This window comes from Pilimelia terevasa (assembly GCF_014647915.1).
Classification (GTDB): Bacteria; Actinomycetota; Actinomycetes; order Mycobacteriales; family Micromonosporaceae; genus Pilimelia; species Pilimelia terevasa.
This window is the reverse complement of record NZ_BMQC01000001.1, coordinates 196,997-210,334: the sequence shown is the minus strand read 5'-3', so window position 1 is coordinate 210,334 and position 13,338 is coordinate 196,997. Positions and strand designations below refer to the sequence as shown.

Below are 13,338 nucleotides of genomic sequence, written 5' to 3'. Positions count from 1 at the left end.
AAAGGGGCGCACGGCTGCGGCTGTGCGCCCCTTCGCCGTTTGCAAGGGAAGGGAGGCCGGCGATGGCTGGCGACGACGGCAAGGTAGTCCGCTACGAACACTCCGAGGGAGGCATCGTCTACGTCCGTGCGGTCCTGGCGATTCACGCAATCGTGCAGCACCGCTATCAGCAGCGCGAAGGGCACGACCCGCGAGTGCCCGCGCTGCGCGTGTCCACCTACCTCGACGGGCAGCCCGGCTGCGAGCAGTCGCTCGTCAGGATGGGCAGCCACCGGTACAGCATTGACCAGGTGTGGGCCTGGCCCGAGGCCAGCGACGGAACGCGCTGGTGGGACCCGGACCACACCCAGTACCGGGCACGCGGGCTCCGGACTGAGCACGGGATACAGCTCAAGCGCTCCACCGAGACGGGCAAGATGCTCGCCCATCTCGCCCGCGATCTCCGCGACCGGTTCACCGTCGACCGACCGGGATGGGCGGCCGAGTCGCAGCGCCTGCGGCTGGCCAACGACATCGCCGTCAACGAGACCGAGGCCCGGCAGCACCGCGAAAGCGCCGAACGCCGTGACGCCGACGCGGCTCGTCTACGGGTCCTGTTGGAGGCGCTGCGATGAGCGATATCAACAGGCTCGACGCCGCCGCGTTGGCTGCCATCGCGGTCGACGACATCACCCGCGCCGCCCGTGACAGCGGGTTCGAGCCGACTGCGCCGACGGTCCAGGCCATGACGCTGCTCTCGCACGTGATCACCTCCCGGCTCTACGCCATCGACGGCACGGCGCCCACCGTGTACGCGGTGATCCGCGAGGTGTACGACGTGGAGCCGGACACGGTGTTCGGCTGGCTGGGTGGTGACACCGGTGGCTGAGTCGATCCCCGAAATCGCGATCCCACCCGCCGACCTGATCAAAATCCGAAAGCTGTGCCGGCTCGGCCGCGAACAAGCGGACGGGCAAGCCGAGTGGCGGCTGCGCTGGCACATTCAGAGCCTCGACTATCGGATGAGGCAGCACAGCACCTGGCACCAGGACGGCGAAGGCATCCTCCGCGGCGGCCCGGTCGGCGGCGACGGCGCCGGGCCTTCGTCAAGCCTGCGGCTGATCAATTCGGCGTTTCCGCTGCACACCATCACGATCCACGGCTACGCCTATGACCCGGCCGCGCGCAGTGAACCGTGCGAGCCGGGGCAGTTCGACGTAGAGATCATGATCCTCTACGAAGAGTGGTCCGGGCTGCCCGGACCGAACAGCGATGTCATCCACGCCGAGATCGAGTACAGCCACCCTTACGACATCGCGTTCCCGACCGAGGACCGCGCCGACGGCGCGGCGGTCCGCAAGCTCGACTCGTACAGCGTCACAGCCGAACGGGACTTCACCTGGAACCCCATCGATGACCCGTACCGGCTGAGCAACCACTAAGCGGAACCCAGCACGCCGGTGGAGAGGCTGACACACGCAGCCCTCCGCCGGCACCCCGCTAAAGAAGGAGGGATGCAGCCACGGTGAGGATTACTCCCCGGAAGGAAGAAGTCAGCCGCGTCGTCGCCATCCTGGAAAGCGACGGCTTCACCGACGCCGACCAGATGGCCAAGGCCCTGATCAAGGAAGTCGCCGACATCCTGGCAATGCGCGACTGGTACGCCCTCGTCCACACCTGGAACAGCGGCGAGCGCGGCCTGAACTGGGCGCCCTTCGCCAGCGAATCCGAAGCCCTGCGCACAGCCGCACGCGTCGGGATCGGCGGCCGGTACGGCGTCGTCAAGCTCTACAGCCCCGGCGCCCTGGTCGCCAACCACGAAGGCAAGAAAGGCTGGCCCGGCTACTGCCAGACCTGCGGCCACCCACCCTTCACCCACAGCATGGCCGGCAACGCTCGCGGCAAATGCCTCTTGGGCACCTGCGACTGCACCCGACTGGTCAAGTAGCACCCGCTTCATCGCGCCCGCAACTCTCCGGAGGATGCGGGCTTTCTGCTGTCTGCACACCCGGCCGCCCGGCAGTACGCCACGCCCGGTCTCGCCTACATACGACAACGGGGGATGCCTATATGCCAAGCCGTGCCAGGAATCAGCGAACCGAAGCCAATGCCCACGCAATGGAATTGCTGACGATCGCCGAGTTCAGGGCCGAACTGAAGATCTCAAAGTCCACTTACTACCGGTGGAAGTCACTGGGCCGAGTGCCCCGCACCATCCGCGTCGCCGATGGGAGCCCACGCCACCGCCGACGTGACATTGAGAAATGGCTTTCAGGGTTCGAGGAGGCCCCTGCCCGATGAACACCACATACGACGTTCGGATCTTCGCCATCGATGAACGCCCACGCCGAGACCGTAAGACCGGCAAGCCGGTCAGCTCCTGGCGGGTGCGCTGGCAGGTCGGCGACCGTGTCTTCCCACGAGAGTTCGCAACCAAGGCGCTGGCCGAAGGGTTCCGGTCGCGGCTGCTGACCTTTCAGCACCAGGGCGTGCCGTTCGACCTCGACAACGGATTACCGGAGCCGATGGCTCGTCAGGCTCGTGCCTGCTCCTGGTACCAGCACATGATCGCGTTCATCGACCACAAGTGGCCGGGCGCCTCAGCCAAGCATCGCCGCGGTATCGCCGAGGCGTTGGCCGCGGTGACGCCCGCGCTGCTGTCTACCGCCAAGGGTGCGCCGTCGGTGGCGGAGATCCGCGCAGCCGTCTACAGCTATGTGGCCAACACGACTCGGCGCGGCGCCGGTCCGCCTCCGGCGAAGTTCGCCGCTACAGTCGCGTGGCTAGAGGCCCATACTCTCGACATCACGGCACTGGCAGACGGCGAGATTCTGCACCGCGTCCTGGACGCCATCGGCTTGAAGAAGGACGGTACGCCGGCTGCGGCCAGCACCGTCGTCCGCAAGCGGACCATCTTCTCTCACTGCCTGCGGTATGCCGTTGAGCTGAACCGGCTTCAAACGCATCCGCTCCGGAGCGTCTCGCGTCCCCGCCCGAAAACGCGTCGGCGGGTCGAACGATCCGTCCTGGTGAACAAGAAGCAGGCCGGCAAGCTCCTCGCGGCGGTAGCCGAGAAAAACCCGGAGCTGGAGGCATTCTTCGCCTGTCTCTACCACGCCGGCCTGCGGCCGGAAGAAGCTCTGCGGCTTGAGGACAGCCACTACCGGCGGCCCACCGAGCCGGATGGGTGGGGAGAACTGCTCCTGCCCGGGGCGACGCTGCTCGTGGGCGCAGGCTGGAGCAACGACGGCAAGGCCGTTGAGGACCGGGGGCTAAAACACCGGGACGAGGACGCCACGCGTCCAGTGCCCGCCTCCCCGACGCTGTGCCGGTACCTCGACAAGCACTTGGAGGTTTTCGGGGTCGGTCCAGGGCGGCGCCTGTTCGTGGTCCGGCGGGGTGCTGGTGGCCGACTTCTGCCCGCGGGCAAGGCCCGGCCCGTGTCCCAGAGCGCTTACGGCACCGCATGGGACAAGGCCCGCAAGAGGGCGCTAACGCCGGCTGAGTACGCCTCACCGCTGGCGCGTCGCCCATACGACCTGCGCCACGCCTGCCTCACCCGCTGGATCAACCTGGGGACACCGCTGGCAGACGTAGCGGACTGGGCGGGCAACAGTCCGGGCGTTCTGCTCGCGGTGTACGCCGGCTGCATCGACGGCGAGCGCGCGACGCTGTTGAAACGGATCGCAGAAGCCGACGAAGGTGACTAAACGTCCACCCAAAGAGTGAACTGAGTCACATCCAAGCCCGATAGGAGCTTCTACAGCACCAATGTCCGGTTCTGGGTCACCACGATCGCGTCAGTTGATCTTTTCAATCGATGTCTATCGATCGATCCGGGACACACATCGGACAGAGACGCCGGGATTTCGTGGCTCCGAGTGGGACTCGGCGAGACCAACAAGATCAGCCCCTGGCCGGCATCACTGCTGGCCAGGGGCTGTTTTACCTGCTGGTGGCGGGTAGAGGATTCGAACCTCTGTAGCTTTCGCGACGGATTTACAGTCCGCTCCCATTGGCCGCTCGGGCAACCCGCCGGGCAGTGCACCCCCGCAACGCGACGGCGACCGCAAGGATAGCGGTACGTCGGGTCTGTCCCGCAACCGGGTACCGTTTCGGCGTGCCGGCGAGGGCCACCCCCGCCCGCCGCGCGCACCCCGTCCGGTCTACCCGCAGGAGTACCCATGGCAGCCAACCCGTCGTTCGACATCGTCAGCAAGGTCGACCGGCAGGAGATCGACAACGCCCTCCGGCAGGCGGAGAAGGAGCTGTCCACCCGGTTCGACTTCCGGGGTACCGGCACCGAGATCGCCTGGGCCGGCGAGGAGGCGGTGACGCTGACGTCCGAGACCGAGGACCGGGTGAAGGCCGCCCTGGAGGTCTTCCGGGAGAAGCTGGTCAAGCGGAACATCTCGCTCAAGGCCCTGGACGCGGGCGAGCCGCGCAGCTCCGGCAAGACCACGAAGATCGACTGCAAGATCGTGCAGGGGATCGACCAGGAGAAGGCCAAGGCGATCAGCAAGAAGATCCGGGACGAGGGCCCCAAGGGCGTACAGGCGCAGATCCAGGGCGACCAGCTCCGGGTGACCGGCAAGAAGAAGGACGACCTCCAGGCAGTGATCACGCTGCTCAAAGGCGCGGACCTCGACGTCGCCCTCCAGTTCACCAACTACCGCTGAGGAGGCGGAACCGGGTCGGCTGCGGCAGCCGGATGTGACGTCCTGTCCGGCTGCCCTGCGCGGTCCAGGTCGGCGTGGGCCAGGTCGGCGCGGGCGACCGGGCCGGCGCGCAGCGCCGTGATGCCCGCCGAGACCGCCACCACCGCCCCGGCGACCACGAACATCCACGTCACCCCGCTCCCCCGCTCGACCACCAGCCCGGCGAGCGCCCCGCCGATCGCGCTGCCGCCGATCGTCAGCGTCGTGGCCCAGGTGTACGCCTCGTTGCGCATGTGCGGCGGCGCCAGTCGGCCGACCAGGCTGTTCTGCACGGTCAGGGCGGGCGCGATGGCGGCGCCGCCGACGGCCAGCGCGATTCCGAGCGGCCAGATGTCCGGCATGAGGGCGCAGGCGGCGGTCGCCGCGGCGAGCAGCACGCCGTACCAGCCGTACTGGCGGGTCAGCGGCGCCGCGGGCGGGCGGACGCCGTACCAGACGCCACCGGCGGCGCTGCCGATCCCCCAGACGGCGAGCAGCACGCCCGCGGTGGTCGCGGAGTCGCCGGTCACGTGCTGGGTGGCGAACGCCGGGATGGTGACGGCCATCGCGCCGAAGGTCAGGCCGAGCAGGCCGACGGAGGCGAGCAGGGCCGGGAAGCCGGGGCTGGCCAGCGCGCCGATGCCGCGCGCGCGGGCGGCCTCGGGGTGCGGGCGCCAGCCGCGCATGACGCGGCCGCGGGCCAGGACGAGGGTGCCGACGAGGGTGCTGCCGGCGGAGACGTGGACCGCGAGGGCCGGACCGTCGAGGAGGGTGAGGCCGGCCAGCAGGAGCGGGCCGAGGATGAAGACGACCTCCAGCAGGGACGTCTCGGCCGCGAGGGCGGGGGCGCGCAGGTCGGCCCGGCCGGTGTGGGGTTCGGTGAGGTCGTTCCAGGCGCCGCGCAGGGCGGCCGTGGACGGGGGGAAGGTGCCGCCGGCCGCGGCGGCCGCCAGGAAGATCAGCGGGAGCTGGTGGGTGTCGACGGCCCAGAGCAGGGCCAGCAGGGCCAGCGGGTGGGCGATGCCGCTGGCGAGCAGGACGCGGCTGGGGCCGGCCCGGTCGGCGAGGCGGCCGAGGACCGGGCCGACGGCGGCGCCGGACAGCGCGGCCAGGCCGTCGGCGATGCCGGCCGGGGTGTAGCTGCCGGTGCTCTGGTGGATGAGCAGCAGCATGGCCAGCGGGGTCATGCCGATGCCGAGGCGGCCGAGGACGCCCGCGACGAGCAGGGTGGGGGCGCCGGGGATCCGCCAGAGGGCCAGGTACGGCCGGAGTGCCGCCACGGTGCTGTCCTCCTCGCGTCGCGTCCGAGGCGGCCGGGCGGTCAACCGGGCGCGGGGTCGCGGGCGGGACTCGGGAGGTGGCCGCATGATCGTCGGCCCGGGTGGGCCGCCGCCAGCGTATCGACGGGTAGGGGCGGCGTGAACCGGTTTGCCGGTGTGGCCGGTCACAGGCCGCCGGCGAACTGCTCCAGGCGGCGGACCCGCTCCTCCATCGGCGGGTGGGTGCGGAACAGGCGGGCGACGCCCCGCGCCGACAGCGGGTTGGCGATCATCAGGTGGGCGGTGCTGGCGAACGGGCCCGCGGGCCGCAGGGGCAGCCGGCTCGCGCCGTACTCGATTTTCCGGAGGGCGCTGGCGAGCGCCAGCGGGTCGCCGGTGAGGGCGGCGCCGGAGGCGTCGGCCTGGTACTCCCGGCTGCGGCTGACGGCGAGCTGGACGACCGAGGCGGCGAGGGGGCCGAGCAGCAGCGTGACCAGCAGGGCGACGGGGTGGGGGCGGTCGTCGTCGTCCCCGCCGCCGGAGGGCAGGAAGAGCGCCAGGTTGGCGAGTGCGGTGATGATGCCGGCGAGCGTGGCGGCGACGCTGGAGATCAGGATGTCGCGCTGGTGGACGTGGGAGAGTTCGTGGCCGAGGACGCCGCGCAGTTCGCGCCGGTCCAGGAGCTGGAGGATGCCGGCGGTGACGCAGACGGCGGCGTGGGCGGGGTCGCGGCCGGTGGCGAACGCGTTGGGCTGGAGGGCGGGGCTGACGTACAGGCGGGGCATCGGCTGGCCGGCGCGGTCGGCCAGGGCGCGGACCATCTGGTACAGCTCCGGCTGCGCGGCCTCGGTGACCGGCTCGGCGCGCATGGCCCGCAGGGCGATCCGGTCGGACCAGAAGTAGCTGGCCGCGTTCACCGCCAGCGACACGACGACGGCGAGAGCACCAGGCCGGTACCGCCGCCCAGCACGTAGCCGGCGGCGAGGATCAGGGCGGTGAGCAGGCCGAGCAGGGCCGCGGTCTTGACGCCGTTGTGGTACCGGTGCACCCGTACTCCCTCCGGTTCTCGGCGGGTCCGCCACCCACAGCAAACACCGGGTGGCTGCGAGCCCGCCGGGAACCGGCCGTGAACTGCCTGTACCTGGCGCTGCGCGGGGTCAACCCGCTGGCCGGACTGTCCGCCACCAGGTTGCCGCGCGCCGGGCCCGCCGACGGGTGACCGTCACCAGCCGGCGGCGGCCAGGTCCAGGACCCATTGCGGGGCGACGCCCGCGGCCACTGCCGCCAGCGCCGCCGCGGCCGCCACCCAGCCGGCCGCCCCGACGGGCCGGCGGCGCCCGGGCGCGGCGACCGGCGGCGGCTGGTACAGGGTCGTGGCCAGCCGCAGGTAGTAGACGAGGGCCACGACGGCGTTGGCGGCGACGAGCAGCGCCAGCCAGGTGAGGCCGCCGTCGAGCAGGGAACGGGTGACCGTGACCTTGGCGAACAGGCCCGCCAGGCCGGGCGGGAGGCCGGCCAGGCCGACCAGCGCCAGGGCCAGCGCCGCGCCGCACAGCGGGTGGGCGCGGCCCGCGCCGACGTACGCGGCGACCGAGCCGCCGTCGCCGGTGGCGCCGCGCAGCCCGACCACGGCGGCGAACGCGCCGAACTCCACGACCACGAAGAAGATGAGGTACGCCAGTGCCGCCGCGCCGGCCGCCCGGACGGCGGCGGGGTCGCGCCGGCCGGCGTCGAGGACCACGGCCAGCGGCGCGAGGACGTACCCGAGCTGGGCGACCGAGGACCAGGCGAGCAGCCGGACGACGCGGGTCTGGCGCAGCGCCGCCAGGTTCCCGAGGGTCATGGTGGCGGCGGCGAGGACCGCCAGCGTCGGCCCGGCCCACTGGCCGGGCAGGGGGCCGCGCCACAGGGCGAGCAGGGCGACGACGCCGCCGACCTTGGCGGCGGTGGACAGGTACGCGGCCACGGGCAGGGCGGCGCCGTCGTAGACCGTCGGCGCCCAGGCGTGGACGGGTACGGCCGCGACCTTGACGGCGAGGCCGGCCACCAGCAGGACGGTGCCGACGGCCGCCAGCCGGGTGTCGGCGACCGGTCCCGCGGCCAGGGCCGCCAGGTGCAGGGTGCCGCGGGTGGCGTAGAGCAGGCCCACGCCGAGCAGGGTCACCGCGGTGGCCACGACGCTGACGACGAAGTAGGTCAACGCGGCCTCCACCCCCCGCCGCCCGGCGTCGGCGTCGGCGTCGGCGGGAGGGTCGGGGTCGGCGGGGGTGGCCGCCCGGCCGCGCAGGGCCACCAGCAGGTACAGCGGCAGGGTCAGCGTCTCCACCGCCACGAGCAGCGTGACCAGGTCGGCGGCGTACCCCAGGACCACGCCGCCGGTCATCGCCGCCGTCAGCAGGAAGCACCACTCCCCCGGCGCCGCGCCGCGCGCCCGCAGCAGCGGCCCCGCCAGGGCCAGGACGCCGAGGGTGAGCAGCGCGAACAGCACCGCCACGACGGCGGCCTGCCCGGTGGCCCGGTACGCGCAGAGGTCCGCGCACAGCGTCTCGCGCGGGCCGCCGAGCCCGACCGCCGCGGCGCCCGTCGCCGTGGCCGCGGCGCCCGCGGCGGCCACGGCGACCGACGCGGCCCGCCGGCCGAGGAGCACGTCCGCCAGCAGGACGAGCACGGCGGTACCGGCGGCCAGGTACGTCGGCAGGAGCGCGACGTGGTCGAAGCTCATCGTCACTCCCCGGTGAACGGGATCAGCAGGTACCGCAGCGGCGCGTGCCCGGGCGTGAGGACCAGCGCCGGGAGCACGCCGAGCAGGAGGGTCAGGCCGACCAGCGGCGCCCAGCTCCACCAGTGGGCGGCGGCGGGGCGGGGCATCGCGGCGACCGCGGTGCCGGCCGGGCCGTGGCTGACCAGGCGCAGCATCCGCAGGAACGACGCGGCGGCCAGCGCCCCGCCGACGGCGGCGAGCGCGCCGAGGGTGCTCCAGTACGCCCCGCCCACCTGCCAGGCGGCCACGACCGCGAACGCCTCCCCCCAGAATCCCGCGAGCCCCGGGAGGCCGAGGGAGGCGACGGCGGCGAAGCCGAGCACCCCGGCCAGCGCCGGGAACCGTTCGCGGAGGCCGCCGAGGGCGGCCAGCTCACCGGTGCCGGCGCCGTCCTTCACCGCGCCGACGAGGAAGAACAGCAGGCCGGTGACGACGCCGTGCGCGACGTTGCCGAGCAGCGCGGCGTGCAGGCCGGTCTCGGTGAGGGTGGCGACGCCGAGCAGGACGAAGCCCATGTGGGCGACGCTGGAGTAGGCGACGAGCCGCTTGAGTTCGCTCTGCGCCAGGCAGACCAGCGTCCCGACGAGGATCGCGGCGGTGGCGAGCGCGGCGAGCACGCCGCGGAACTCCGCCGCCGCCTGCGGCGCCACGCCGACGGCGACCCGGACGAGGCCGTAGGTGCCGAGCTTGAGCAGGACGCCCGCGAGCAGGACGCTGCCGACGGTCGGCGCCTCGGTGTGCGCGGCGGGCAGCCAGGTGTGCAGCGGCCACAGCGGCGCCTTGACCGCGAAGGCGAGCGCCAGCAGGGCGAACGCCGCGTACTGCGCGCCCCGGCCCAGGCCGGCGCCGCCGGTGAGCACGGACAGGTCGCCGGTGCCGGCGGCCACGACGACGGTCAGCACGCCGACCAGCAGCAGGACGGAGCCGGTCAGCGTGTAGACGGCGAAGAGTCGGGCCGCCCGGCGCCGGCCGGGGCCGCCCCAGAACGCGATGACCGCGTACATCGGCAGGAGGACGACCTCGAAGAAGCAGAAGAACAGCAGCAGGTCCCAGGCGAGGAAGGTCCCCACCGCCCCGAGTTCCACCAGCAGCAGCAGCGCGGCCAGCAGCCGGCCCCCGGACGCGGGCGGGCGCCAGCACAGGTGTGCGCAGCACAGCAGGGTCAGCAGCGCGGTGAGCAGGACCAGCGGGTAGGAGATGCCGTCCACGGCCAGGTGCAAGCGCAGGTCCAGGGCCGGTACCCAGGGCAGGTCGAGGTCGTGCCAGACCGGCGGCCCGGCCGGCGGCGGCGGGCCCGGGCGGCCGAGCAGCGCGGCGGCGGCCAGCGTCAGGGCGGCGACGGCGGTGGCCAGGATCCGGGCGGCCCGGTCGCGCCGGAGGCAGGCGGCGGCCAGCGCGCCGCCGGCCGGCAGGGCGAGGACGGCGACGAGCGCCGCGGTCCCCGCGCTCACCGCGCGCCGCCCAGGGCGCCGGCCGCGACGGCGGCGACGAGCAGGCCGCCCAGGGCGATGCCGAGGGCGCGGGGCAGGGGTCCGCGGTGCCGGGCGACGACCCAGTCCCCCGCGGCCCGGACGGCGCGGCCCAGGCCGGTGACGAGGCCGCCGACGCCGACCTCGTCCGCGGTCCGCGCGGCCCCGGCCAGGGCCAGGGTCGGCCGGACCACCAGCGCCCGCTGCGCGGCGTCCACACCGAACCCGGCGGCGGCCGCCCGGGACCAGGCGCCGGGCCGGCCGGCCGGCCCCCGCCGCCAGTGCCACCACGCCAGGGCCGCCCCGGCGGCGGTCAGGGCCAGCGGCAGCGCGGCGGCGGCGTCCAGGTGGGGCGCGGCCAGCCGGATCGCCCGGCGGGCGTCGCCGTGCAGGGCGCCCAGCCCGAGCAGGGCGGCCGGGACCGCGAGCAGCAGCAGCGGCGCGCGCATCGACCACGGCGGGTCGTGGGCCCCCGCCGCGGCCGGCCCCGGCGCACCGGCGAAGGCGCGCAGCAGCAGCCGCAGGGCGTAGTACCCGGTCAGGGCGACGCCGCCGAACGCGGCCGCGGCGAACACCCGGTCCGCCCAGCCCGTGCCGGCGGCGGCGGCCAGCAGGATCAGCTCCTTGCTGAAGAACCCGGACAGCGGCGGCACCCCGGCCAGCGCCCCCAGGCCGAGGGCCGTGCACCAGAACGTCACCGGCATCGCCCGGCGCAGCCCGCCGACGAACCGGCCCGCCGCGACCGCGTGGATGACCGCGCCCGCGCCGAGGAACAGCAGCGCCTTGAAGGCGGCGTGGGTCAGCAGGTGGAACAGGGCGTTCGCCGCGGGCCCCACGGCCAGCGCGCCCATGATGTACCCGACCTGGGAGACCGTCGACCAGGCCAGGACCCGCTTGAGGTCGTCGGCGGCCGCGGCGGCGGCCGCGCCCAGCAGCACCGTCACCGCCGCGACCAGCGCCAGGACGGTGCCGGCCGGCCCGTCGAGCAGGAACGTCAGCCGGGACAGCACGTACCCGCCCGCGGCGACCATCGTGGCCGCGTGGATGAGCGCGGAGACGGGCGTCGGGCCGGCCATGGCGTCGGGCAGCCAGGTGTGCAGCGGGAACTGCGCGCTCTTGCCCAGCACCCCGGCCAGGATCAGCAGGCCGGCCGTCGGGACGACCCACGCCGGGTAGGCGGCCTCGGCGACCGCGGGAAGCGCGAAGGTACCTGCCTGGATCCCGAGCAGCGCGACCCCGAGCAGGAACCCGACGTCGGCGACCCGGGTCACCAGGAACGCCTTCACGGCGGCGCCGGGCGCCTCGGGCAGCCGCCGGTCGTGGGCGATGAGCAGGTACGAGCACAGGCCCATCACCTCCCAGCCGACCAGCAGGAGCACCAGGTCCCCGGCGACCACCACGAGCAGCATCGCCGCGGTGAACACGCTGACCTGCGCGGCGTACGGGGCGTACCGGTCGTCGCCGCGCAGGTACCCCAGCGAGTAGCCCTGGACGGCCGCGGCGACGGCCGCGACGGCGACGGCGACGTACGCGCTGTCGGCCCCCACCCACAGGTCCAGGCCGACCCGTACGCCGCCGAAGTCGGCCCAGTCCAGGTGGTGGGTCACGCCCGCCCGGACCTGCGGCGCCCCGGCCAGGTACAGCGCCAGGGCCAGCGCCGCCCCGGTGCCGGCCAGCCCGAGGGCGCCCGCGGCGCGGCGGGCCGCGGGCGGCAGGAGCAGCCCGGCCAGGCCGGCGGCCAGCGGAGCGGCGGGCAGCGCGTACCCGGCCGCGACGACGCCGGTCACCGGCCGGCCTCGACCCGGTCCAGCGGCACGTCGTCCACGGCGACGGTCGCCCGCAGGCGGTACAGCCGCAGCACGATCGCCAGGCCCACGCCCACCTCGGCGGCGGCGAGGACCACGACGAACAGGGCGAGCACCTGGCCGGCGTACGGGGTGGCGGCCGCCAGCGTCGCCCGGACGGTGACGTCGGCGGTGATGAGCAAAAGATTGACGGCGTTGAGCATCAGCTCGACGGCCATCAGCAGCAGGATCGCGTGGCGGCGGCGCAGCACCCCGGCCACGCCGAGGCCGAACAGCAGCGCGGCGGTCACGAACGGCAGGACCGGGTGCATCAGCGCCGCCCGCCCGGCCGGGACACGACGATCGCCCCCACCAGGGCCGCGAGCAGCAGCACCGACACCACCTCGAACGGCAGGACCCAGGACCGGAAGACCGCCGCGCCGAGGGCCTCGGGCGTGCCCGGCGCCGCGGGCGCGACGGCGGTCCAGCGGTACGCGTCGACCAGCAGCGCGGCCAGCCCCAGGCCGGCGGCGCCGCCGACCAGGGGGGCGGTCCAGCCCGGGCGGTCGAGGTCCGCGGCGGCGCCGACGGGCGCCCGGGTCAGCATCACCGCGAACAGCAGCAGGACCACGACCGCCCCCACGTAGATCAGCACCTGCACCCAGGCCAGGAACTCGGCGGTCAGCACGAGGTACATGCCGGCGACGGCGCCGAGGCAGAGCACCAGGTGCAGGCCGGCCCGGACGAGGCGGTCGGTGGCCACCACCCGGTGGCCGGCCGCCACGGCGACCGTCCCCAGCGCGGCGAGCAGCCAGTCCGCCGACGTCACGCGCCACCCCCGGCGGCGCCGGGCGCCGGGCGCCGGGCCGCGGCCTCCTCCTTGGCCGGTTCGCCGCGCGGGTCGTGGGCCGGCGGCGGCGGTACCGTCGCCATCCACTCCCCCAGCCGCCCCTGCTCGTGCAGCAGGTCCCGCAGGTCGTACTCGGCGTACTCGAACTCCGGCGACCAGAACAGCGCGTCGAACGGGCACACCTCGATGCAGATCCCGCAGTACATGCACAGGGAGAAGTCGATGGCGAACCGGTCCAGGGCGTTCTGCTGCCGGGGCCGGGCCGCCCCGGGGACCGCGACCTCCTCCTTGTGCGACTCGATGTAGATGCACCAGTCGGGACACTCGCGCGCGCAGAGCATGCAGACGGTGCAGTTCTCCTCCCGCAGCGCGATCACCCCGCGCGAGCGGGGCGGGAGGTCCGGCGGCACGTCGGGGTACTGCCGGGTGTCGGCGCGGCGGGTCATCGTCCGCGCGGTGACCGCCAGCCCCTGGAGCACGCCCTCGCCCGGTAGACCCATGCGGCCATCCTGCCGTGTCGCCCGGCCCCCGCGCGAGCA

The 13,338-nt window shown here is 74.0% G+C and carries 12 protein-coding genes, 1 tRNA gene and 2 pseudogenes; 6 read left to right on the top strand and 9 right to left on the bottom strand.

Annotated elements, in window-relative coordinates; all coding sequences use genetic code 11:
• Positions 1-62 precede the first annotated feature (62 nt).
• The 5 genes from IEY75_RS00975 (at position 63) to IEY75_RS00955 (ending at position 3,689) form a co-directional block, all read left to right on the top strand.
• Positions 63-614, top strand: a complete 552-nt coding sequence (locus IEY75_RS00975; RefSeq protein WP_189112223.1) for a hypothetical protein — start codon at positions 63-65, stop codon at positions 612-614.
• Positions 611-868 (top strand): hypothetical protein, encoded by a 258-nt coding sequence (locus tag IEY75_RS00970; RefSeq protein WP_189112222.1) that lies wholly within the window; start codon positions 611-613, stop codon positions 866-868. The genes IEY75_RS00975 and IEY75_RS00970 overlap by 4 nt, the downstream gene beginning before the upstream one ends.
• On the top strand, positions 861-1,421 hold the full coding sequence (locus tag IEY75_RS00965; protein ID WP_189112221.1) for a hypothetical protein: 561 nt from the start codon (positions 861-863) through the stop codon (positions 1,419-1,421). The genes IEY75_RS00970 and IEY75_RS00965 overlap by 8 nt, the downstream gene beginning before the upstream one ends.
• 83 nt (positions 1,422-1,504) lie before the next feature.
• Complete coding sequence (locus IEY75_RS00960; protein ID WP_189112220.1) at positions 1,505-1,927, top strand: hypothetical protein; 423 nt, start codon at positions 1,505-1,507, stop codon at positions 1,925-1,927.
• 349 nt (positions 1,928-2,276) lie between these two features.
• Entirely contained in the window at positions 2,277-3,689 is a 1,413-nt protein-coding gene (locus IEY75_RS00955; RefSeq protein ID WP_189112219.1) for a tyrosine-type recombinase/integrase, read from the top strand.
• Between the two features lie 243 nt (positions 3,690-3,932).
• On the opposite strand, the gene IEY75_RS00950 is transcribed toward IEY75_RS00955, so the two are convergent.
• Positions 3,933-4,016 (bottom strand) — tRNA-Tyr (locus tag IEY75_RS00950).
• Between the two features lie 147 nt (positions 4,017-4,163).
• Between IEY75_RS00950 and IEY75_RS00945 the strand changes: the two genes are divergently transcribed.
• Positions 4,164-4,658, top strand: a complete 495-nt coding sequence (locus IEY75_RS00945) for a YajQ family cyclic di-GMP-binding protein (RefSeq protein WP_189112218.1) — start codon at positions 4,164-4,166, stop codon at positions 4,656-4,658.
• Here the strand turns inward: IEY75_RS00945 and IEY75_RS00940 are convergent.
• From IEY75_RS00940 to IEY75_RS00905, 8 genes and pseudogenes are all read right to left on the bottom strand, one after another.
• On the bottom strand, positions 4,649-5,956 hold the full coding sequence (locus IEY75_RS00940) for an MFS transporter (RefSeq protein ID WP_189112217.1): 1,308 nt from the start codon (positions 5,954-5,956) through the stop codon (positions 4,649-4,651). The two genes, IEY75_RS00945 and IEY75_RS00940, sit on opposite strands and share 10 nt — an antisense overlap.
• 164 nt (positions 5,957-6,120) lie before the next feature.
• Positions 6,121-6,983, bottom strand: a pseudogene (gene htpX, locus IEY75_RS00935) (zinc metalloprotease HtpX).
• Between the two features lie 174 nt (positions 6,984-7,157).
• A complete protein-coding gene (locus IEY75_RS00930) occupies positions 7,158-8,657 on the bottom strand; it encodes an NADH-quinone oxidoreductase subunit N (RefSeq protein ID WP_189112216.1) in 1,500 nt (499 codons plus the stop codon).
• Positions 8,658-8,659: 2 nt separating this feature from the next.
• Positions 8,660-10,147: a complex I subunit 4 family protein gene (locus tag IEY75_RS00925; RefSeq protein ID WP_189112215.1), complete on the bottom strand. Its 1,488-nt coding sequence runs from the start codon at positions 10,145-10,147 to the stop codon at positions 8,660-8,662.
• Positions 10,144-11,952 carry an NADH-quinone oxidoreductase subunit 5 family protein gene (locus tag IEY75_RS00920; RefSeq protein ID WP_189112214.1) on the bottom strand — a complete coding sequence of 603 codons (1,809 nt, stop codon included), beginning with the start codon at positions 11,950-11,952 and terminating at the stop codon, positions 10,144-10,146. The genes IEY75_RS00925 and IEY75_RS00920 overlap by 4 nt, the downstream gene beginning before the upstream one ends.
• Positions 11,949-12,281 (bottom strand): NADH-quinone oxidoreductase subunit NuoK, encoded by a 333-nt coding sequence (gene nuoK, locus IEY75_RS00915; RefSeq protein ID WP_189112213.1) that lies wholly within the window; start codon positions 12,279-12,281, stop codon positions 11,949-11,951. Before nuoK ends, IEY75_RS00920 begins: the two co-directional genes overlap by 4 nt.
• Entirely contained in the window at positions 12,281-12,778 is a 498-nt protein-coding gene (locus IEY75_RS00910; protein ID WP_189112212.1) for an NADH-quinone oxidoreductase subunit J family protein, read from the bottom strand. The genes nuoK and IEY75_RS00910 overlap by 1 nt, the downstream gene beginning before the upstream one ends.
• Positions 12,693-13,299 (bottom strand): annotated as a pseudogene (locus tag IEY75_RS00905) (NuoI/complex I 23 kDa subunit family protein); the annotation flags it as partial. The pseudogene IEY75_RS00905 and the gene IEY75_RS00910, both read right to left, overlap by 86 nt.
• Positions 13,300-13,338 lie beyond the last annotated feature (39 nt).

Coding starts and splice junctions, on each gene's coding strand:
- IEY75_RS00970 (WP_189112222.1), top strand. CDS start 611: ATGAGCGATATCAACAGGCTCGACGCCGCCGCGTTGGCTGCCATCGCG.
- IEY75_RS00945 (WP_189112218.1), top strand. CDS start 4,164: ATGGCAGCCAACCCGTCGTTCGACATCGTCAGCAAGGTCGACCGGCAG.
- IEY75_RS00975 (WP_189112223.1), top strand. CDS start 63: ATGGCTGGCGACGACGGCAAGGTAGTCCGCTACGAACACTCCGAGGGA.
- IEY75_RS00930 (WP_189112216.1), bottom strand. CDS start 8,657: ATGAGCTTCGACCACGTCGCGCTCCTGCCGACGTACCTGGCCGCCGGT.
- nuoK (WP_189112213.1), bottom strand. CDS start 12,281: ATGCACCCGGTCCTGCCGTTCGTGACCGCCGCGCTGCTGTTCGGCCTC.
- IEY75_RS00955 (WP_189112219.1), top strand. CDS start 2,277: ATGAACACCACATACGACGTTCGGATCTTCGCCATCGATGAACGCCCA.